Source organism: Methylovirgula sp. (genome assembly GCF_037200945.1).
Lineage (GTDB): Bacteria > Pseudomonadota > Alphaproteobacteria > Rhizobiales > Beijerinckiaceae > Methylovirgula.
Genome location: NZ_JBBCGP010000001.1, coordinates 2,812,984 through 2,831,192, shown reverse-complemented (window position 1 = coordinate 2,831,192; position 18,209 = coordinate 2,812,984). Strand labels below are relative to the sequence as shown.

The following is an 18,209-nucleotide window of genomic DNA, read 5'->3' as shown; positions in this document are numbered from 1 at the left end:
TCGCCGGGTACCGCCCGGCTTCCGCGGGCGACTATCGCGCGGGTTTATGTCGTTTTCTATCAGCTTTGCCCGCTCCAGCACGCGGCGCACGGCTCTCGACGGCCAGCCCATGGCGGTCTATGGAACAATCTCACGGAACAATTGGGGGGAAGTGGAATGAAACTCGTACGTTACGGACAACCCGGCAAGGAAAAGCCCGGACTCCTCGACGAGGATGGCAAGATCCGTGACGTCAGCACCATCGTGCCGGATTTCACCGGCGAATATCTCGGCGACAAATTCCTTCAGAAACTCGCCCGCACGCGGCTGTCGCGCTTGCCGCTTGTTCGTGGCCGCCCCCGCCTCGGCGCACCCGTCGCCCGACCCATCAATTACATCGGCATCGGTCTCAACTACGGCGACCACGCTGCGGAAGCCGGCTTACCGATCCCGAAAGAGCCGATCGTCTTCTTCAAAGCAGCCAATTCGATCAGCGGCCCACATGATCCGATCATCGAGCCAAAAGGTAGCGAGAAACTCGATTGGGAAGTTGAACTCGCGATCGTCATTGGCGCACGCGCGCATTACATCAGCGAGCGTGCCGCGTTCGATCACGTGGCCGGCTATTGCCTCGCCAATGACGTGTCCGAACGCAGCTTTCAGATCGATCGCGGCGGCAGCCAATGGGGCAAAGGCAAAGGCGCGCCGAGCTTCGGGCCTCTCGGTCCCTGGCTCGCGACTCGCGACGAGGTTCCCAATCCGCAGCGCATCAATTTGTGGCTCGACGTCAACGGCGAGCGGCGGCAGACGGGCAGCACGAAGACGATGATCTTCAACGTCCGCAAGCTTGTGTCGTACCTCTCGCACTTCATGGTGCTGGAGCCCGGCGACGTGATCGTCACCGGCACGCCGCCCGGCGTTGGGATGGGCATGAAGCCGCCGGTCTGGCTCAAGCCCGGCGATATCGTGACACTCGGCGGCGAGGGCCTTGGCGAACAACGGGCGGAGGTCATCGCCTGGCGGCGCGGGCTGTAGTCGTCATTGCGAGCGGAGCGAAGCAATCCAGAGAAAAGACTGGATTGCTTCGCCGCTTTCGCTCCTCGCAATGACGGCTAACTTCGCTCGTACGTGCCGACCAGAACGCCGCGCGCCAGCAACGTATCGGCGATGCCGCTCAGCACGAGATCGAGCTTGGGCTGTGGCGGCAGAACGAGGCTGCGGCTCAAGGCAAAGAGCTGGAACACATAGCGGTGCGCGCCGTGGCCGAGGACCGGCCGCGGCCCTGCATAGCCGGTGCGGCCGAAGCTGCCCTGCACGAAGGCAAGCGGCGGCCCGGCCGTCGCGGCAAGCGCGCCCTCAGCCAATCCTGTCCAGCCGACCGGAATACCGGTCACGGCAACATGCGTCACTGGACGCGGCAGCGGCGCATCGGGGTCTTGCATAATGAGGACGAGTTCGCGTGTCGCGGCAGGCAGATCGGCCCAGCCGAGGGGCGGCGAAAGATTGTCGCCGACGCCCTGCCCCGCATAACGCTTCGGCATGGCGCTGCCTTCGACAAACGCCGAACTTGTCAGCGAAATACTGACTGGCGTCGTGGTGAAGCGATGATCGTTGAGGGCCAGATATTTTTCGTTGGCGCGTACACCGCGCAGCAATTTCCCGATGGCACGCTCAAACTTTGGATTCATGGGGCGTCTCCGCGAACCCGGTGTGTTCGGCGACGAACCGCGCCAGCCGCGGCCCGATCAACAGCACAATAACAAAGCGCGCGGTCTGAAGAGCCATCACAAACGGGACATCGACCTTGGTCGAAGCGGCAATGATCGCGACGGAATCGGCACCACCCGGACTTGTCGCGAGATAGGCCGTCAGCATGTCGACATGCGCCACTTTCGCCAGAACGACACCGAACAGAGCGCAGATGACGATCAACGCGACGATGGACAAAAGGATGCGCGGCAGAACACGCGCGGCGTAAACGAGAATGGGCCGCGTGAAACGTAGGCCAATGCTCCAGCCAACCACGGCATAGCTCATGGCAAGCAGCCACGGCGGTAGCTGAATCGTGACGATGCCCGCGCCGTTAAGCCAAGCGCCGAGCGCCAGCGGCAAAAGCAGCGAGCCGGCGGGAATGCGCAGTTTCGGCGCGATCAGCGCGCCGCCGAAAGCAAGTAGCAGCGTCTCGGCAAAAGATTTCGGGTCGAGATGCGGAAACCATTCGATCGGCGCGACCGGGCCGCCGCCATGCGCCCAGATCGCCGCGACGAGCGAGGCCGTCATCGCGACGCAGACCACACGCAGATATTGCATCAGCGCGACAAGGCGGATGTCGGCGCCATAGGCCTCGGCCATAAGGGCCATCACCGTCGCCGCGCCCGGGAACGAGCCCCACAAAGCGGTCGAGCCGGGCAAGACGCGCCGCCATGCCAACAGCCAGCCGAGCGCCGCGCTGGCGGCGATCACGGCAAAAACGGCGACGAAAAACAATAGCCAGTCGGAGCGAATTTCCGTCAGGATCGACGGTTTCAGCACCCGTGCGACCATGGCGCCGACGGTGCCCTGCGCGAGAATGAAAGCGACGCCCGGCACCTTGATCTCGGCCGCCTGTGCGGCGGCGAAAATGGCCGCGACCATCGCACCGAGCAGCAGCGCCGCCGGAAGATGTACGCGCTCCAAAATCGCGATGACCAGGAATGTGATGAGGATGAGGACAAGCCATTGAAGAACGCGGGGCTTGCCCGCGAGAGTGAGCGTGCGGGCGAGTCCGTCGGGTGCATTTTCGTGGGTCATGTGCGGAGATAACATATATGAAGATAAGCTGTAAAGTTTAGCTTCATATATTTAGCCATAGGCTTGAGAGTGTCGTGACATGGACACTTGCGCCGACAAGCGCCGGGACGCATCTGCGCGGAACGGGTCGGCTTCCGACCCGATCAGGAACAGGCTTATCAGGGCGCCAAATTCGGCTGGCAGAAGTTCTTCGCGAACCTGGAGCACGTTTTGGCGAACGGAGATTGAAGACCTTCGAGGCATGCTGCGACAAAGGTGACAGAAGCTAAGCTTATGCCTACCATTGAGGTATGTTTGAATCCCTCCGTGCCCACGGCTTCCAGGTCGAATGCCATTCTCACGCCGAAGCAATTCTTCGCGTCGATTTTCCTGAGGTTGCCAACCAACTTCAAACTATCCTGCTGGGTTCAACGATACCGATTGAGGAAATTATTGGGTCTGGCGGCGGCGAAACCAAAGGAACACAACGACTACGCCGAGCTCTCCATGAACACGGATGGCGCAAACACAAATTTGAGGTGCGGCGGACAATCGACGGCGTAGCCCGTGAATCGATTTCGCACGAGGTAGATCATATCGCCAGATTTGCCGCTGGTTTGCTGTCTCTCGAGATCGAATGGAACAACAAAGACCCGTTCTTCGACCGAGACCTTGAGAACTACAAGCGGCTTCACGCTGACGGTGCAATTTCACTAGGCATTCTCATCACGCGCGGCGTTTCTCTTCAAGACGAAATGCGTTCAATGGTTCTTCGGTTTGCTACCGAAAAGAACATCAACGGAATTGCTGACCTCGAACAAATCGGCCTAAACCCGACCATTCGCCAGCGTAAGGATTATGCTCGTCGCCAGCACGGAGAAACCACTTTTGCACAGGCATGGGCCGCATCGTTCGTGCAAGACAAATTCGGGGCAGCCACGACGCATTGGCGCAAATTGGAAGATCGCGTTCGCCGCGGCGTTGGAAATCCATGTCCGCTGCTCTTGATAGGGTTGCCGGCTAGCCTTGTGACCTTTGGCGAACCCCAGGCTGTCGTCGAACGCTTAATCGAAGAAGGCGAACCATCAGTCGATTAGTTCTCTACTTGCTTGGGAATGATGCCTGTAGGTCTTCCAGGTCGGCCGGTAGCCGTCATCGGCCTGGTTTCCCCAGACAGTCCACCCACTGCGAACGCCACGCCCAAATAGCTCCATGTACGGACCAGGCGAACAGGATTCGATTAGGTCGTACTGCTCATCTGGTTTACGGGAATGCTCGCGCTTGCGGGTCTGAATCATGTTGACCTGACTGCGACCAGGCGCAAGCGTCCTGGCATTTTTGCCGCGCACGCCAAACAGCAGAAGCTCAGTCACGTTACGGAAATAAAATCCGACGCCGCGCCCGTCGGAACCTCCATCCTTGCGCACTTTATGCCAAACTACATTCGATTTATAAGTGAAGCCCCAAGCGCTGAGGACGGCAAGACCGTCAGGCAGCAACGCATTGGGAACCCAAAGGTACAGGTGGGACGTACCGTCGGCTATGCCAGCGACGGGAAGCGCCGTGATCTCGGCGAGTGTCATCGTGCCGTAGCGGTTGAGACGCTTATGTCCCGGAGCAACTTTGCCCGTCGAGTTCTGAAAACGCCACGGCGGGTCAGCCATGATCGTCTTAAAGCGCTTACCATTCGTAAGCGCGAGAAGTTCGGATGAAGGATCAGGCGGCTCGATTTTGGCTAACACGAATCGCCTCCTTTGCGTCCTTCAGTCTGCATCGGGACATCTGGACACTCAACCCTAACCCGCGCCCCTGCGATTGGCACCCTATTCCTTAGGGAAGTCCACGCCCTATTCGCTCAACCCCAACATCAATTGCAGGTTCTGGATCGCGGCGCCTGACGCGCCCTTGCCGAGATTGTCGAACTTGGCGACGAGCACGGCCTGCCGCCGCGCCGGATTGGCGAAGACGCGCAATTCGAGATCGTTGGTGTCGTTGAGCGATTCAGGCTCAAGCCGCGTCTCGCCGTCCGGCCGCAGCACACGGATATTGGCTGTGTCGACATAATGCGAGGCGAGCGCCGCGTGAAGCTCCATGGCGTCCGGCTTCTCCGGTAGATCGTCGAGAAACAGCGGGATCGAAACCAGCATCCCCTGCGCAAAACTGCCGACGCTCGGCACGAAGATCGGCCGCCGCGTCAGCCCGCCATAGGCCATGATCTCCGGCACATGCTTGTGCTCGAGTTCGAGCGCATAAAGTTCGAAATGCGGCGCGCGGCCTGACTCGAAATCGGCGATCATCGACTTGCCGCCGCCGGAATAGCCGGAGACAGACGTGATGGTGATCGGGAAATCTGCCGGAAGCAGGCCGGTATCGACGAGCGGGCGCAGCAGCGCGATCGCGCCGGTCGCATGGCAGCCGGGATTGGCGACACGCTGCGCGGCCCTGATCTTATCGCTCTGTCCTGATTCAAGTTCGGGAAAGCCATAGACCCAGCCCGGCGCGACGCGATGTGCCGTCGAAGCGTCAAGCACGCGCGGCGCGGCATTGCCGAGCGTAGAGATAAGCGCAACGCTTTCCTCTGCCGCCTCGTTCGGCAGGCAGAGAATGGCCAGATCGACCGTGCGCAGAATATCGGCCTTGGCCGCGGGGTTCTTGCGCTCCGCCGCGGGCAGTTCCGCAAGCTCGATTTCCGGCATGGATTCGAGACGGGCCTGGATACCCAGGCCCGTTGTACCGGATTGACCGTCGATAAAGACGCGTGCGTTCATGGCCGCAGCCCCGAAATCATTCCTCAGACAGTTTCATGCGGCCACATGGCAACCGCATGAAGCCGTAAGATAATCAGCGTTTCGAGAACTGGAAGCTGCGACGGGCTTTCTTCTTGCCGTATTTCTTGCGCTCGACGACGCGGGAGTCGCGTGTCAGGAAGCCTTCATGCTTCAGCACCGGGCGCAGATCGGGCTCGTAATGGGTCAGCGCCTTGGCGAGGCCGTGGCGCACGGCACCCGCCTGCCCGGAGAGACCGCCGCCGGCGACGCTCACCGTAATGTCATACTGCCCATTCCGCTTGGCGATGCCGAGCGGCTGCTGCAGGATCATCCGCAACACGGGACGGGCGAAATAGACTTCGAGCGCGCGGTCGTTGACGACCACCTTGCCGGAGCCGGGCTTGATCCAGACGCGGGCGACCGCATCCTTGCGCTTGCCGGTGGCATAGGCGCGGCCCTGCTTGTCGAGCTTCTGCACGTAAACCGGCGCGGCGGGCTGCGCCTCAACATTCGCTGCGGCCAGATCTTGCAGCGAGGAAAGGGTTTCCGCCATCTTCAGGCGCTCCTTGCATTCTTGCGATTGAGGCTGGCGACGTCGAGCGTCACCGGACTTTGTGCGACATGCGGATGATCTGCGCCCTTATAGACGCGCAGATTACCGAGCTGCTTGCGGCCGAGCGGCCCGCGCGGCAGCATGCGTTCGACGGCCTTCTCGATGACGCGCTCCGGAAAGCGGCCCTCGAGGATGAACCGGGCCGTGCGCTCTTTGATGCCGCCCTGAAAACCGGAATAATGGTAATAGACCTTGTCGTCATACTTGCGGCCGGTGAAGACCACCTTGTCCGCATTGATGACGATGATGTTGTCGCCGTCGTCGATATGCGGCGTGAAGCTCGCTTTATGCTTGCCGCGCAGCCGAAGCGCGATGATCGAGGCGAGCCGGCCGACGACGAGGCCCTTGGCGTCGATCAAAATCCAGTTTTTCTGGACATCGGCCGTCTTGGTCGAATGGGTGTTGCCGAACATAATAAACTCGTGTGATTGGGCTTGCGCCGAAGCCGGTGCTTCTACGTGGGTAAGCGCGGTTCGTCAATGCGAATAAGCCCAAAAGACACGAAAAAACAGCTTATTCCCTCATGCGGTATTATGGCACCACAATGGCATCTTCACTGACCTCCTTGCCCCGGGACGAGACAATCCGCGATATCCTGCAAAACGTGCGGACGATCGCTCTCGTCGGCCTCTCGGCCAATCCGGCGCGGGATTCGAACGGCGTGTTCGGCTTTCTGCTGGGCCAAGGCTATCGCGCCGTCGGCGTCAATCCGGGTCTTGTCGGGCAGACCATCCACGGTGCGCCGGTCTATGCGCGGCTGGCGGACGTGCCCTTCGCGATCGACATGATCGATATTTTCCGCAATTCGGAGGCGACTGGTGGCGTCGCGGACGAGGCTTTGGCGCTCACGCCGCCGCCGAAAGTTATCTGGATGCAGCTTGGCATCATCAACGAGGCTGCCGCCGAGAAGGCGCGCGCGCGTGGCGTCGACGTCGTAATGGATCGCTGTCCCAAGATCGAGATCGCGCGGCTCGGGATTTAAGGTCTGGCCAGCGCGTTGGTTTTGCCTGCCTCCAGCGCCTGCAAATAGCGCACGGCCCCCAGCAGGACGAGCATGGCGAAGGCTTGATGCACCAGCCCCGCCCAGAGCGGCACGACGAGCAGGAGGGTCACGATACCCAGAATCGCCTGAAGGCCGACGAGCATTGCAAAATGCGTGGCGCGCCGGGCTGCACGGCTGGCCGGAATCGCCCGCCATGCGGCGAAAGCCTGGACGATGGCGAGCGCGAATAGCGTGTAGGCCACCACGCGATGTTGGAATTGCACCGTCGCGATATTGTCGACGAAATTGCGCCACCAGGGCTCAAGCGTCATCAGGACGTTCGGCACGAAGTGCCCGTCCATCAGCGGCCAGGTGTTGTAGGCACGCCCGGCACGCAGACCGGCGACAAGGCCGCCGAGAAAAATCTGCAGAAGGGTCACCACAACCATAATGCTCGCGAAACTGCGCTGCCACGGCTCGGAGCGAATGGCGCTTTTCGGCGACAGCGAAGAAGCAACCCAGACCGTCGCGGCGAAAAGGATCGACGCCAGAAGCAGATGAGCGGCGAGGCGCTCCTGCGCCACCTCGATCCGGTTGACGAGGCCGGACGCGACCATCCACCAGCCGACGAAGCCCTGAAGACCGCCAAGCACCAGCAACCCGACGAGTTTAAACTTCAAGTCGCGTGTGAGGGCGCCGCGCAACCAGAAGAAAATCAACGGCAATGCCACGACGAAGCCAATCGCGCGGCCAAGCAGCCGGTGGCTCCATTCCCAGAAGAAAATGAATTTGAAGCCATTTAAATCAAGATCTGCATGAATCGCCTTATATTGCGGAATTTGCTTGAATTTATCGAATTCAGCGACCCAGGCATCGTAGCTCAACGGCGGGATCACGCCGGAGATCGGATGCCATTCGGTGATGGAAAGGCCCGATTCCGTCATCCGGGTCGCGCCACCGACCACGACCATCGCGAAGATCAGGGCTGCGACGATCCAAAGCCAGATCTGCACGGCGCGACGATAAGACGGGACAGCCCCCGCCTGAGCCGAATGGAGGGACATCGAAACGCTTTGGGTCATTTTCTATCCAGATCGGGCGCGCTATACTTTGACGGAGCGGTCGCCACGCGGAGGTCTCGGGTGCGCAAAAGCCAACGCAAGTTCTTGGGCAGCGTCCTAATGCTCGCCTTCGTGCTTGTCTATGTGCTAATTGCCATGGTGCTGGCGCAGGCGCCGGCGATCCGGCGCGCTCCGGCGCTCATGCAGTTCTTTTCCTATGCAATCCTGGGTATGGCCTGGGTGCTGCCGCTGATGCCGCTGATCAAATGGATGGAGCGGGATTAAGCGACCAGCCTTCCCTTGTTCCACAGCGCGAACGGTACGCCCGACAGCAGAATCTCGACGTAATCGAGCGATTGCCAGGTGCCGTTGATCGAGAGCCGCGGCAGCGCCGTGCGGCGATTATCGTGGGCGGGGAAGATCATGCCTGGCCGCGTCGTTACCGCGCTTTTAAAACCAAGTTCGGCGGCGGCTTCAAACTCACGCACCCCGGCAGCCACTGGATTGCCGACCGGATAGGCGAGATGCTCGGCCTCTTTGCCGATATGCGCCTCGATCTGCGTGCGGCTGTCACCGAGTTCGCGGCGCATGTCCGTTTCCGTCAATTTGCCGAGCCGCGGGTGCGTGAGCGTGTGAACGCCAATCGTACAAAGCTCGTGTTTGGCGAGCGTCTCGATACCTGCCCAATCGAGACAAAGCTCTTCCGGGATTGAAAGCGGATCGAGACCGGCCTGTCGCGCGAGATCGACGATCACGGCAAGCAAGTCTTCTTCCGATCCGTCGGTCAACGCTTGGTAGAGCGTCGCAAATGCCGCGTTCTTTTCGGCTGCATTTGTCGCCGGAAGGTCGAAGAGGCGCTCGCCGATCGCAATCCGAACACGCGACAGACGTGCGATGGATTCTTCAAGCTCGACCCACCAGAGGCGCGCGGTGCGCTCGATAAAGCCTGTCGTGACATACATCGTGAAGGGCGCGGCATGCTTTTCGAGGATCGGCAAGGCAATGTCGCGCGTATCCTTGTAACCATCGTCGAACGTAAGGACAGCAAACTTCTGTCCAGAACTTTCTGCAATCATGGTTAACGCCGTATCGATGTCGACGATCATGAAGCCAAGAGCCTTTACGCGCGAGATGACAGCGTCGAGGAAATCGGGTGTTATTTCAAGGAGAAGATTGGGAGCAAAATCCCGTGGCTGGGAAGGGCGCACGCGATGAAACATCAGGATTGCGCCGGCGCCGCCGGTGAACGGGACCGCGAGCCGATGCAGTCCGGTCCGTCGGAAAAAGCCAAAGCCTGAAGATATTATTTGCCTTTTCGAGATGAACACATGACCCTCCGGAAAACACTATATATTATAGCAAGATGTCGTTGACCTTTGGTTGCTAACGTTTTCGCTTCTGCTCGTGGGTCGGGACAGCGTAATTGTCGAGCGTAATAGATTTCTATCCATCCACCGCCGCGCGGCGCCTTCGCCTTGTCGAAGGTGTGACCGGCCGGGTTTTCGCCAAGGTCGAAGTGCATCGCGCGCTTGATGCCGTCGAAGCCGATTGGGCCGAGCTCGAAGTTCTGGCCTCGGCTTCGATCTATCAGACCCGCGCGTTTGTCGTGCCATGGCTCGAAACTTTGGGTGCCGCGCGAAAAATAGCGCCGCTCTTCGTCACTGCCAAAGATTCCTTCGGCCGTACGATCGCCCTGCTCTGCCTCGGCGTGCGGTCATATGGCTGGTTCCGCGTGGCAAGCTTTCTCGGCGGCCGTGAATCGAATTTCAATTTCGGCTTGTTCCGCCCCGGCTCGCATTTCAGCCCTGCCGATTTGCGCGCGCTTTTGCGCGAGGCGGCCAAGGTGGCCGGCAAGCATGCGCCCGACGTCTTCGTTCTCAAGAACCAGCCTTATGAATGGAACAATGCGCAAAACCCATTTGCGTTTCTGCCGCATCGTCCAAGCCCCAGCGCCGCTTATGCGACCGAGCTAGGCTCTGACGCGGCTGCATTCTTGAAGTCGAAGCTCTCAAAAGATACGCAAAAGAAGCTGCGCAAGAAGGAAGCGCGCCTCGCGGAAATGGGCCCGGTCGAACTGATCACCGGCGAAGATCCCGAGAACGCGCGTCTCATCCTCGATGCATTCTTCTTCGAGAAAATTCGCCGCTGCGAAGAAAAAGCGATCACATCCGATTTCGCCGCGCCGTCGATGCGCAGCTTTTTCGAGAGTCTCTGCCGTCACGAAAACACTTCGGCAAATCGCTGGCTCGAACTCTATGGCCTGGCGCTCGGCGGCCGTATCATCGCGACCTACATCGGCGCCGCGCATGGCGGCCACTTCAGCGCAATGGTCAATTCATTCGACAGCGATCCCGAGATTGCCAAGTCGAGTCCCGGCGATCTGCTTCTGATGAAACTCATTGCCGCGCAATGCACGGATGATCGTACCAGTTTCGATCTCGGCATCGGCGAAGCGCGTTACAAGATGACCTATTGCGATATCAAAGTGCCGCTGTTCGATATCGTCATGCCGCTCGGTGCCAAGGGCTACGCGGTCGCGGCGCGGCAGGCAATCTGCTCGCGTCTCAAGACCGCGATCAAGGAACGCCCGCAAGTCTTCGCCGCGCTCCGTCAGGCGAAATATTTTGTCGCCCATAGACGTCTCGCCGGTGCATCCTCGCTCAGCCCGAAGCCGAGCCCCGAATTGTCGCATTAACTTCCAAGACATACGACAAGCACCGATGCTGCCGGGCGCGCATCGCGCAATAATCGCGCGACCTTGACCTTCCATGAACGCTACGACCCCAGCCGTTGGAAGACGTCGAGCCTGATCGCTCGCCCGGCACAAAGTAAAGCGTGCGTCGCAACACAAGTCGTTCGAAGGTTCGATTGACCGAAAGCTTCTCCGGCGCATAGATTTTCGGCGCGTTCACTTGAATCGCCCCTCGAGGAGGCAAAATGACAAAAGTATTTTCACTCGTTCTGGCACTGTCGTTTTGTGCAAGCACCGCCATGGCCGAAACCTGTCACTCCCGCGCGACCGATAAGAATTTGCACGGCGCCGCTCTCACAAGCTTCATGAAGAAGTGCGTGCGTGAAACGGGTGGCACGTGCAGCAGCCTGGCTGCAGACAAAAAGCTGCATGGCGCTGCCAAGACAAGCTTCGAGAATAAATGTCTTCGCGATAACATTGGTAACTAAGTCTCGCAGGCATTCAGGGGCAGTTCATCGGCGCAATCTATGTTGCGCCAAAATCATTTTCCGCGGCGCGGCGGACTTGCGCGCTCATCATGAGGAGGAATTTATGTTGCATCATGTTTGGCGCCCGGCTGCCGCTTTGGCTGGCCTCGCCTTTGCCGCCGGACTCGCCTTTGGCGGTACCGCGCAGGCGGAATCCGTCCAGAAGGAATGTAGCGTCAAGTATCAGGCGGCGAAATCGTCCAATTCGCTCAACGGCGAAACCTGGAACCAGTTCTACAAGCAGTGCGCGGCCGAACTGAAAGGCGGCGGCAGTGCCGCTGCGCCGGCCCCTACCACGACAACCTCGGCCCCGCCGCCGGCAACCACGACGACACAAGCTGCCCCAGCTCCGAAGAAGCATCATTGGTGGGCGGGCGGCGGCAGCAACGGCCAGGCCGGTACGGCTTCGGCGCCCCCGCCTGTGAGCGCGGGTAATATTGTCTTCCCACGTGCCGTTTCATCGCAATATTCCAACCTCAAACCCGGCCGCGCGCGCATGGAGACCTGCGTCGAGCAATATCGTGCCAACAAGGCCAATGGCGGCAACGGCGGCCTGAAATGGATCCAGAAAGGCGGCGGCTATTGGAGCGAGTGCAACAAGCGCCTGAAGGGCCTGTAAGCAGCCGCTTCATTGCAAGGGAAAAGAATTGGCCGGGTTTTTCCCGGCCATTTTTATTTTAGGGAATGAGCACCGTCGAGCCGGTCGTCGCGCGCGACTCGAGCGCCTCATGCACGGCAACGATGTCGGACAGCGGACGCGTTGTGTATGGGATTTTCACGAGTCCATCGGAAATGACGCGGATAAGATCGCGCGCCATCTTCTGCAAGTCCTCGTCCGCACCCGCGTAGGTGTTGAGCGTCGGACGCGTGACATAGAGCGAGCCTTTCTGTGCCAGCAGACCGAGATTGAAATTCTCGATCTGGCCTGACGAAGCGCCATAGCTCGCAAGCAGCCCCAAGGGCCGCAGACAATCGAGCGAGCCCGGATAGGTATCCTTCCCGATGCCGTCGTATACGACGTCGCAGAGCTTGCCCTTGGTGATCTTCTTCACCGCTTCGACAAAATTTTCCTGACGGTAGAGGATGACCTGTTTGGCGCCCGCCCTCTTGGCGAGTTTCGCCTTTTCGGGCGATCCCGCCGTGCCGATGACATGCGCGCCGAGAGCCTTGCCCCATTGGCAAAGGATGAGCCCCATCCCGCCCGCCGCCGCGTGGATGAGGATTGTTTCGCCTTTTTTGACCTTGTGCGTCTGCCGCAGCAGATATTGCGCCGTGAGCCCTTTCAACAGCATCGCAGCGCCGGTCTCGTAGGAAATCGATTTCGGCAATTTGACGAGACGGCTCGCCTTGACCGCGCGGGCTTCGGCATAGCCGCCAAGATGTGTGAGATAGGCGACGCGGTCGCCGATCTTGACGTCTTTCACGCCCTTGCCGAGCTCGATCACTTCGCCGGCCGCCTCATTGCCGGGAACGAACGGCACCTGCGGCACCGCATAAGCGCCCGAGCGAAAATAGGTGTCGATGTAGTTCAGGCCGACGGCGTGATTACGCACCAGAGCCTCACCCGGCCCGGGCTTCGGCATCTCAATTTCCTCAAGATGCATGACGTCGGGTCCGCCAACTTCATGCACGACAACTGCTTTGATCATTGCACTCTTCCTCGAATTTCCGGCCCGACCTTCCCGCTCAAAACAAGATTCGGCAAGACGATTGAGCACGCGGAATGATCGCGACCCCGGATATCCAGCCACGATAATTTGTATGGGCCCGCGGCCACTCTCACGCTCGGTCCGGCGCGCCCCCATGCAAACAAATCAGAAACCACATGCCTTCGCGGTTGATTCACCAAGCGCCGAGAGCGGCCGAAAATTCCAGCCGATCGATAAAATTCTAGCTTTTTGTTTCTGAGGCCAGCAAAGGGCCGCCCGTCAAATTCGACCCATGAAAGCGCGGGGAACGCCCCGCCTTCGGTGGGGCTGATAATGGGCATTAACAAGATCATCCGGACGTTCCGGGTCGCTGTGGCTCTTGCGGGATTGACATTTATCCACTCGCAGAGCCAAGCTATGGACCTTCGCGCGAGCACCGCGACGCTGACCGGGCCCACGTCGGTTCCTTATGGCTGGGTCGATTTTTGCGGTCGTGAGCCCCAGGAATGCAGCCAGCCAGTCCTGGCCGCCGCCGACCTCGATCTCACGCCCGCCATGTGGCGCCTGCTGAATTCCGTCAATCGTCACGTCAATGGTGCGATCGTCCCGATCTCCAATCTCGATCATTGGGGCACGCTGCTCGATCACTGGGACTATCCGAAAGACGGCAAAGGCGATTGCAAGATTTACGCACTATGGAAGCGCAAGCTCCTCATGGATGCCGGGCTGCCGCGTCAGGCGTTGCTGATGACTATAGTTCGCGATCTCGACGGCGAAGGTCACACGATCCTGACCGTCAAGACCAACCGCGGCGAGTTCATTCTCGACAATCTGCGCGACGACATTCGCCCCTGGGATACGACCGGCTATCATTTCCTGAAGCGCCAGTCGCAGGAAAATCCCAACATCTGGGTCGGCATCGCCGCAGCGAACGCGCGGGTTTCCAGCCTCAACTAATCGCGGAGGCGCGAGTTACTTCGCCTTCGCCGGCTCGTCGAGCACGAGCATGGCGGAAATCTCCGCCTCGCAGACAAGCGCGCCATCGACCAGCGCGCGGCCGCTGTACCACCAGATGGTGCGACGCCGATTAAGCTTCTGCATATGATACTCGATCCGATCGCCGGGCAGCACCGGCTTACGGAACTTCGCCTTTTCGATCGTCATGAAATAAACCAGCGGCGGCTTCACGCCGCCGCCGATGGCGTTGATGCAAAGCGCGCCCGCGGTCTGCGCCATGCCTTCGATCATCAACACGCCAGGCATGACCGGCCGTTCGGGAAAATGGCCCTGGAACTGCGGTTCGTTCACGCTGACGTTCTTGATCCCGATGCAGGACTCGTCGCCATTGGCTTCTATGATCCGATCGACCAGCAAAAACGGGTAGCGATGCGGCAGCGATTTCAGCAGTCGCTCAATATCATAGGCTTCGAGAACGCTTGCCACCTTCTCATCCATCGGCTGGTTTCACTCCGTTGAACCATGCCTATGCCGCCCCGCGGCTTCCCGCGCAAGCCAAGTCTCGCCCCGCAACCACATGCGAAGCGGGCGCGCCGGTGTCCCCCCCACGCGCGCCTTGGCTGGAAGGTCATCGTTGACGCCCGATTGCGCCGCGATCTGCGCACGGTTGCCGATTTCGAGATGTTCCGCAAAGCCCGCCTGGCCCCCGACACCGACGAAATCGCCCAATTCCGTCGAACCGGAAATTCCAACCTGAGCGACAATCAAACAATGCCGGCCGATCCTCACGTTATGGCCGATCTGAACAAGATTGCCGATCTTCGTGCCCTCACCGACAACCGTGTCGCGCGTCGCGCCCCGATCGATCGCGGAATTGGCGCCAATCTCGACATCGTCCTGCACGATCACCCGGCCGATCTGCGGCACTTTCAGATGGCTATTCGGCCCGGCGATAAAGCCGAACCCGTCCTGACCGATCTTGACCCCGGCGTGGATGATGACCCTGTTGCCGATCAGCGCGTTGGCGATCACCGCGCCGGGCCCGATGGCGCAGCCGCGCCCGATCCGCACATTCGGGCCGATGACCGCATTGGCGCCAATCATTGTGCCCGAGCCAATTTCGGCGTGCGGCCCAACGACGACGCCGGGATCGACGACGACGTCCGGCTCAAGCCGCGCCTCGGGATGAATATCCGCGCCGGGGCTTTCGCCTTTCGAATCGAACATCGTGCCGGGGGTGAGCGCGTCAGGATAAAGTTGTGCCAGCACGCGCGTCAGGTCGCGCGCTGGCGCCGACGTTAACAATGCGAGAGTCCCAGATGGTACAAGCGCGGCGAACCGCGGCGGCACAAAACATGCCAAAGCATGTGTGAGGGCCAGATCGTCGAGATATTTGGAATTGTCGCAAAATGTGAGCGACCCAGGGCCAGCTTCGTCAAGCGGCGTAACATTATCGACGAAAAGCGTGGCGAGATCAGCGGCAGTCGCCGGTGCGGCGCCGGTCCAGGCGACAACCTCGGCCAAGCTTGGGCGGATTGCGGGGCGAAAGAAAACTGGATCGGTCATAAGGTGAAAACCAACGAAGGCCCCGCCAGAGGCGGGGCCAGACGTGACACCCTAAACGATTTCGACGCGGACGTCGCGGCAGCAATCAGAACGTAGTGCCGCCGGTGAAATTGAAGATCTGTGTCTGATCGAATTGGTTCTTCAGCACAGCCTTGGCGAAGTCGAAGCGAATCGGTCCCATCGGCGAAGACCAGATGAGCGAGACACCCACTGAGGCACGGATATCGGTCGAATCGCCGCCGACTGTGATTGCGTCACCTTGGAACGAACAGCCAGCTCCGCAACCAGCAGGCGCACCCTTACTGACGATCGGGCTGGAAGCAAACTGCGGGAAGACAGTCGGCCCATTATAGCCCCAGAGCGCACCGAAATCGGTGAAGACGGCACCGCGCAGCCCAACCTCTCTCGGTAGATACGGGATCGGGAAGTCCGCTTCAGCCGAAGCACCCCAGAACTTGGTGCCGCCCAACGGGTTGCCTTCCGGATCGACGCCCGACGACACGTCGCGAGGACCGAGACCATCTGGCTGGAAGCCGCGGACCAGCTCGGGGCCCATATTAAAGTTGTCGACAATCTTGGTGCCATTCGAACCGAACGCGTTCAGGATACCACCTTGGAAATGCAGCACGCCGACGATTTCGTCGTAGATGGCATGATAATAACGCAGATCCGCGGTCGAACGGACATAGCGTTCCGTGCCGCCAGCCCCGGCGATGTCTTCACGCAATTCCGCATGAATGCCATCCGTCGGGCTGCGATTGTTGTCGAGCGAATTGTACGACAGCGTGAAGCCCGGCATCGACGTGAGCGTCGTGCCCTGCGCCTGTTTCAAAGCCAGCGAAGCTTCGCCGTTCGTCAAGCAGTTGAAGGTCGAAGAGGCTGTCGGAAAACCAATGACCGACGACGGACTCGGCGTAATGCCGGGGATTGGGTTTTGACAGTCGTTGTACGGGAACCAAGAATTGTTCGGGATCGAGATATACGATGAATAGATCGAATACCGCGGCGCAAAGGTGATCTCGTCCGTCACCGGCACACCACCGCGCAACGTGCCGCCGACCATGAAGTCGTTGTAGAAGGCGTATTGCGAGACAGAGCTGTTCTTGGCGAAGACATCGAAGCCCGCGGCGATGCGATGGCCGAGGAAATATGGCTCGGTGAAGGAGAAGGTCGCACCTTCAGCATACTGACCTAACTGCACGGATAAGCGGGCGAACTGGCCACGGCCCATGAAGTTCGATTCCTGCACCGCGACTTCGCCGATGATGCCTTCTGCCGTCGAATAACCGCCGGAGACAGAGAACGAACCCGTCGGTTGATCTTCAACCGTGACAACGACGACAACACGATCAGGCGCAGAACCCGGCTCGTTGGTGATCGTCACCTTCTTGAAGAAGCCAAGATTGTTGAGCCGGCGTTCGGCGCGGTCGACCAAAGCCTTGTTATAGGCGTCACCTTCGCCGATATCGAATTCGCGGCGGATAACATAGTCGCGTGTACGGGTATTGCCGCGGATATCGATGCGCTCGATATAGACGCGCGGCCCTTCGTCGATGACGAAGGCGACGCGCACAGTGCGCGAGACCGGATCGCGGTCGCCACGCGGGTGCACTTGAGAAAAGGCATAGCCGCGACGCAAAACCTGAGTCGTCAAAGCGTCGACGGTTTTTTGTACCTGGTCGCCGTTATAAATCTGGCCGGGCGAGATGCGCAGATAGGAATGCAGAGCACCGCCGTCGATCGCCGGGATATGGGATTCGATATCGACACCGGCGACGTGATATTGCACGCCTTCTTCCACGGTGATCGTGAGGATGTAGCCCTTCTGCGACGGATCGTAGTGGGCATCCGAACCGGTGACGTGGAAGTCGGCATAGCCGTTCTTCAGATAAAAGCGGCGGATGGTCTCAAGGTCCGAAGCGATCTTGTCCGGATCGTACACGTCCGACGACTTGAAGAACGACAGCCAGTCCATTTCCGTCGTCTGCATCAGGTCGCGCAACTTGCCTGATGAATAGACGTGATTGCCGACAAATTCGATCTTCTTCACGCCGGTTTTCGGGCCTTCGTCGATCTTGAAGACGACATCGACGCGACCGTTCGGCAAGTTGACGATTCGGTAAGTGACGCTCGCGGCGGCTTCGCCGGCGCGACGGTAAAGGTCCTTGATGCGCTCGACGTCGGCATCAACGATCGTCTTGTTGAATGGGCCGTGATCCTTGGATTGGATTTCGGTCGTGAGCTGGTCGGATTTGACCTTGCTATTGCCCTCGAAGGCGACGCGATTGATGAGGTTGTTCTCAGAGACGCGGATGATGACGCGGCCGCCCGCGTGCTCCACGTCAACGCTGGAGAACAGGCCGGTCGCATAAAGCGCCTTGACGCCGGTATTGACCGACGCCGGGTCCGAATTCGGAAAATAGGATGCGATCGTTTCGGCGTCGATGCGATGGTTGCCCTCAACCTCAACGCCAGCGGCAAGAGCAGGAATCGACGCCAGAAGCGGCGCCACAAAAACAACGGCGAGAAACCACCGGAACAGTTGACCCCGAATAAATCGCATCTACGCCCGGTCCCCGCGTTATCGACCTAACTTCTGCTGCGGAATCGGCTTCTTGAGCCCAGAAACCCGCAACACCCCACCCC

20 protein-coding genes and 1 pseudogene are annotated in these 18,209 nt (G+C 59.8%); 9 read left to right on the top strand and 12 right to left on the bottom strand.

Annotation, left to right across the window (positions count from 1 at the left end; translation table 11 throughout):
* The first annotated feature begins 156 nt into the window (after window positions 1-156).
* A complete protein-coding gene (locus WDN02_RS13735) occupies window positions 157-1,014 on the top strand; it encodes a fumarylacetoacetate hydrolase family protein (protein ID WP_337294036.1) in 858 nt (285 codons plus the stop codon).
* A 77-nt stretch (window positions 1,015-1,091) separates the two neighbouring features.
* Here WDN02_RS13735 and WDN02_RS13730 read toward each other — a convergent pair whose 3' ends face one another.
* Entirely contained in the window at window positions 1,092-1,667 is a 576-nt protein-coding gene (locus tag WDN02_RS13730) for a YbhB/YbcL family Raf kinase inhibitor-like protein (protein WP_337294035.1), read from the bottom strand.
* Window positions 1,651-2,769 (bottom strand): AbrB family transcriptional regulator, encoded by a 1,119-nt coding sequence (locus tag WDN02_RS13725; RefSeq protein ID WP_337294034.1) that lies wholly within the window; start codon window positions 2,767-2,769, stop codon window positions 1,651-1,653. The genes WDN02_RS13730 and WDN02_RS13725 overlap by 17 nt, the downstream gene beginning before the upstream one ends.
* A gap of 62 nt (window positions 2,770-2,831) precedes the next feature.
* On the opposite strand from WDN02_RS13725, the pseudogene WDN02_RS13720 reads away from it, so the two are divergent.
* Together WDN02_RS13720 and WDN02_RS13715 are read left to right on the top strand one after the other, a co-directional pair.
* Window positions 2,832-2,997: pseudogene (locus WDN02_RS13720) on the top strand (SRPBCC domain-containing protein); the annotation flags it as partial.
* A gap of 62 nt (window positions 2,998-3,059) precedes the next feature.
* On the top strand, window positions 3,060-3,845 hold the full coding sequence (locus WDN02_RS13715; RefSeq protein WP_337294033.1) for a BglII/BstYI family type II restriction endonuclease: 786 nt from the start codon (window positions 3,060-3,062) through the stop codon (window positions 3,843-3,845).
* Here the strand turns inward: WDN02_RS13715 and WDN02_RS13710 are convergent.
* From WDN02_RS13710 to rplM, 4 genes are all read right to left on the bottom strand, one after another.
* Window positions 3,834-4,490, bottom strand: coding sequence for an MT-A70 family methyltransferase (locus tag WDN02_RS13710; protein WP_337294032.1), 657 nt, complete (start codon window positions 4,488-4,490; stop codon window positions 3,834-3,836). The two genes, WDN02_RS13715 and WDN02_RS13710, sit on opposite strands and share 12 nt — an antisense overlap.
* Window positions 4,491-4,595: 105 nt before the next feature.
* A complete protein-coding gene (gene argC, locus WDN02_RS13705) occupies window positions 4,596-5,516 on the bottom strand; it encodes an N-acetyl-gamma-glutamyl-phosphate reductase (RefSeq protein WP_337294031.1) in 921 nt (306 codons plus the stop codon).
* A gap of 73 nt (window positions 5,517-5,589) precedes the next feature.
* A complete protein-coding gene (rpsI, locus tag WDN02_RS13700; protein ID WP_337294030.1) occupies window positions 5,590-6,069 on the bottom strand; it encodes a 30S ribosomal protein S9 in 480 nt (159 codons plus the stop codon).
* A gap of 2 nt (window positions 6,070-6,071) precedes the next feature.
* Window positions 6,072-6,542, bottom strand: a complete 471-nt coding sequence (gene rplM, locus WDN02_RS13695) for a 50S ribosomal protein L13 (protein ID WP_337294029.1) — start codon at window positions 6,540-6,542, stop codon at window positions 6,072-6,074.
* 131 nt (window positions 6,543-6,673) lie between these two features.
* On the opposite strand from rplM, the gene WDN02_RS13690 reads away from it, so the two are divergent.
* On the top strand, window positions 6,674-7,111 hold the full coding sequence (locus WDN02_RS13690) for a CoA-binding protein (protein ID WP_337294028.1): 438 nt from the start codon (window positions 6,674-6,676) through the stop codon (window positions 7,109-7,111).
* Here WDN02_RS13690 and WDN02_RS13685 read toward each other — a convergent pair.
* The gene (locus WDN02_RS13685; protein WP_337294027.1) at window positions 7,108-8,193 is read right to left on the bottom strand and encodes a COX15/CtaA family protein; all 1,086 of its coding nucleotides are present in this window, start codon (window positions 8,191-8,193) and stop codon (window positions 7,108-7,110) included. The two genes, WDN02_RS13690 and WDN02_RS13685, sit on opposite strands and share 4 nt — an antisense overlap.
* A gap of 60 nt (window positions 8,194-8,253) precedes the next feature.
* Between WDN02_RS13685 and WDN02_RS13680 the strand changes: the two genes are divergently transcribed.
* The gene (locus tag WDN02_RS13680; RefSeq protein ID WP_337294026.1) at window positions 8,254-8,457 is read left to right on the top strand and encodes a DUF2842 domain-containing protein; all 204 of its coding nucleotides are present in this window, start codon (window positions 8,254-8,256) and stop codon (window positions 8,455-8,457) included.
* Here the strand turns inward: WDN02_RS13680 and WDN02_RS13675 are convergent.
* On the bottom strand, window positions 8,454-9,500 hold the full coding sequence (locus WDN02_RS13675) for a polysaccharide deacetylase family protein (RefSeq protein WP_337294025.1): 1,047 nt from the start codon (window positions 9,498-9,500) through the stop codon (window positions 8,454-8,456). The two genes, WDN02_RS13680 and WDN02_RS13675, sit on opposite strands and share 4 nt — an antisense overlap.
* 95 nt (window positions 9,501-9,595) lie before the next feature.
* On the opposite strand from WDN02_RS13675, the gene WDN02_RS13670 reads away from it, so the two are divergent.
* The 3 genes from WDN02_RS13670 to WDN02_RS13660 all read left to right on the top strand — a co-directional run bounded on the left by WDN02_RS13670 (window position 9,596) and on the right by WDN02_RS13660 (window position 12,010).
* Window positions 9,596-10,867, top strand: a complete 1,272-nt coding sequence (locus WDN02_RS13670) for a GNAT family N-acetyltransferase (RefSeq protein WP_337294024.1) — start codon at window positions 9,596-9,598, stop codon at window positions 10,865-10,867.
* 242 nt (window positions 10,868-11,109) lie between these two features.
* A complete protein-coding gene (locus WDN02_RS13665) occupies window positions 11,110-11,352 on the top strand; it encodes a hypothetical protein (protein WP_337294023.1) in 243 nt (80 codons plus the stop codon).
* Between the two features lie 103 nt (window positions 11,353-11,455).
* Window positions 11,456-12,010: a hypothetical protein gene (locus WDN02_RS13660; RefSeq protein WP_337294022.1), complete on the top strand. Its 555-nt coding sequence runs from the start codon at window positions 11,456-11,458 to the stop codon at window positions 12,008-12,010.
* Between the two features lie 58 nt (window positions 12,011-12,068).
* On the opposite strand, the gene WDN02_RS13655 is transcribed toward WDN02_RS13660, so the two are convergent.
* Entirely contained in the window at window positions 12,069-13,040 is a 972-nt protein-coding gene (locus tag WDN02_RS13655) for a quinone oxidoreductase (protein WP_337294021.1), read from the bottom strand.
* A gap of 333 nt (window positions 13,041-13,373) precedes the next feature.
* Here WDN02_RS13655 and WDN02_RS13650 point away from each other — a divergent pair, with 333 nt between their 5' ends.
* Window positions 13,374-13,997, top strand: coding sequence for a transglutaminase-like cysteine peptidase (locus tag WDN02_RS13650; protein ID WP_337294020.1), 624 nt, complete (start codon window positions 13,374-13,376; stop codon window positions 13,995-13,997).
* 15 nt (window positions 13,998-14,012) lie between these two features.
* Here WDN02_RS13650 and fabZ read toward each other — a convergent pair whose 3' ends face one another.
* The 3 genes from fabZ to bamA form a co-directional block, all read right to left on the bottom strand.
* On the bottom strand, window positions 14,013-14,495 hold the full coding sequence (gene fabZ / locus WDN02_RS13645) for a 3-hydroxyacyl-ACP dehydratase FabZ (RefSeq protein WP_337294019.1): 483 nt from the start codon (window positions 14,493-14,495) through the stop codon (window positions 14,013-14,015).
* 9 nt (window positions 14,496-14,504) lie between these two features.
* Window positions 14,505-15,563, bottom strand: coding sequence for a UDP-3-O-(3-hydroxymyristoyl)glucosamine N-acyltransferase (lpxD, locus tag WDN02_RS13640; protein ID WP_337294018.1), 1,059 nt, complete (start codon window positions 15,561-15,563; stop codon window positions 14,505-14,507).
* A gap of 85 nt (window positions 15,564-15,648) precedes the next feature.
* The gene (gene bamA / locus WDN02_RS13635) at window positions 15,649-18,126 is read right to left on the bottom strand and encodes an outer membrane protein assembly factor BamA (RefSeq protein WP_337294017.1); all 2,478 of its coding nucleotides are present in this window, start codon (window positions 18,124-18,126) and stop codon (window positions 15,649-15,651) included.
* Window positions 18,127-18,209: the final 83 nt, after the last annotated feature.

Bases quoted from the DNA above. Each gene is read 5' to 3' on its own strand.
- WDN02_RS13735 (WP_337294036.1), top strand. From the start codon at position 157: ATGAAACTCGTACGTTACGGACAACCCGGCAAGGAAAAGCCCGGACTC.
- WDN02_RS13730 (WP_337294035.1), bottom strand. From the start codon at position 1,667: ATGAATCCAAAGTTTGAGCGTGCCATCGGGAAATTGCTGCGCGGTGTA.
- WDN02_RS13725 (WP_337294034.1), bottom strand. From the start codon at position 2,769: ATGACCCACGAAAATGCACCCGACGGACTCGCCCGCACGCTCACTCTC.
- WDN02_RS13715 (WP_337294033.1), top strand. From the start codon at position 3,060: ATGTTTGAATCCCTCCGTGCCCACGGCTTCCAGGTCGAATGCCATTCT.
- argC (WP_337294031.1), bottom strand. From the start codon at position 5,516: ATGAACGCACGCGTCTTTATCGACGGTCAATCCGGTACAACGGGCCTG.
- rpsI (WP_337294030.1), bottom strand. From the start codon at position 6,069: ATGGCGGAAACCCTTTCCTCGCTGCAAGATCTGGCCGCAGCGAATGTT.
- rplM (WP_337294029.1), bottom strand. From the start codon at position 6,542: ATGTTCGGCAACACCCATTCGACCAAGACGGCCGATGTCCAGAAAAAC.
- WDN02_RS13690 (WP_337294028.1), top strand. From the start codon at position 6,674: ATGGCATCTTCACTGACCTCCTTGCCCCGGGACGAGACAATCCGCGAT.
- WDN02_RS13685 (WP_337294027.1), bottom strand. From the start codon at position 8,193: ATGACCCAAAGCGTTTCGATGTCCCTCCATTCGGCTCAGGCGGGGGCT.
- WDN02_RS13665 (WP_337294023.1), top strand. From the start codon at position 11,110: ATGACAAAAGTATTTTCACTCGTTCTGGCACTGTCGTTTTGTGCAAGC.
- WDN02_RS13660 (WP_337294022.1), top strand. From the start codon at position 11,456: ATGTTGCATCATGTTTGGCGCCCGGCTGCCGCTTTGGCTGGCCTCGCC.
- WDN02_RS13655 (WP_337294021.1), bottom strand. From the start codon at position 13,040: ATGATCAAAGCAGTTGTCGTGCATGAAGTTGGCGGACCCGACGTCATG.
- WDN02_RS13650 (WP_337294020.1), top strand. From the start codon at position 13,374: ATGGGCATTAACAAGATCATCCGGACGTTCCGGGTCGCTGTGGCTCTT.
- fabZ (WP_337294019.1), bottom strand. From the start codon at position 14,495: ATGGATGAGAAGGTGGCAAGCGTTCTCGAAGCCTATGATATTGAGCGA.
- lpxD (WP_337294018.1), bottom strand. From the start codon at position 15,563: ATGACCGATCCAGTTTTCTTTCGCCCCGCAATCCGCCCAAGCTTGGCC.
- bamA (WP_337294017.1), bottom strand. From the start codon at position 18,126: ATGCGATTTATTCGGGGTCAACTGTTCCGGTGGTTTCTCGCCGTTGTT.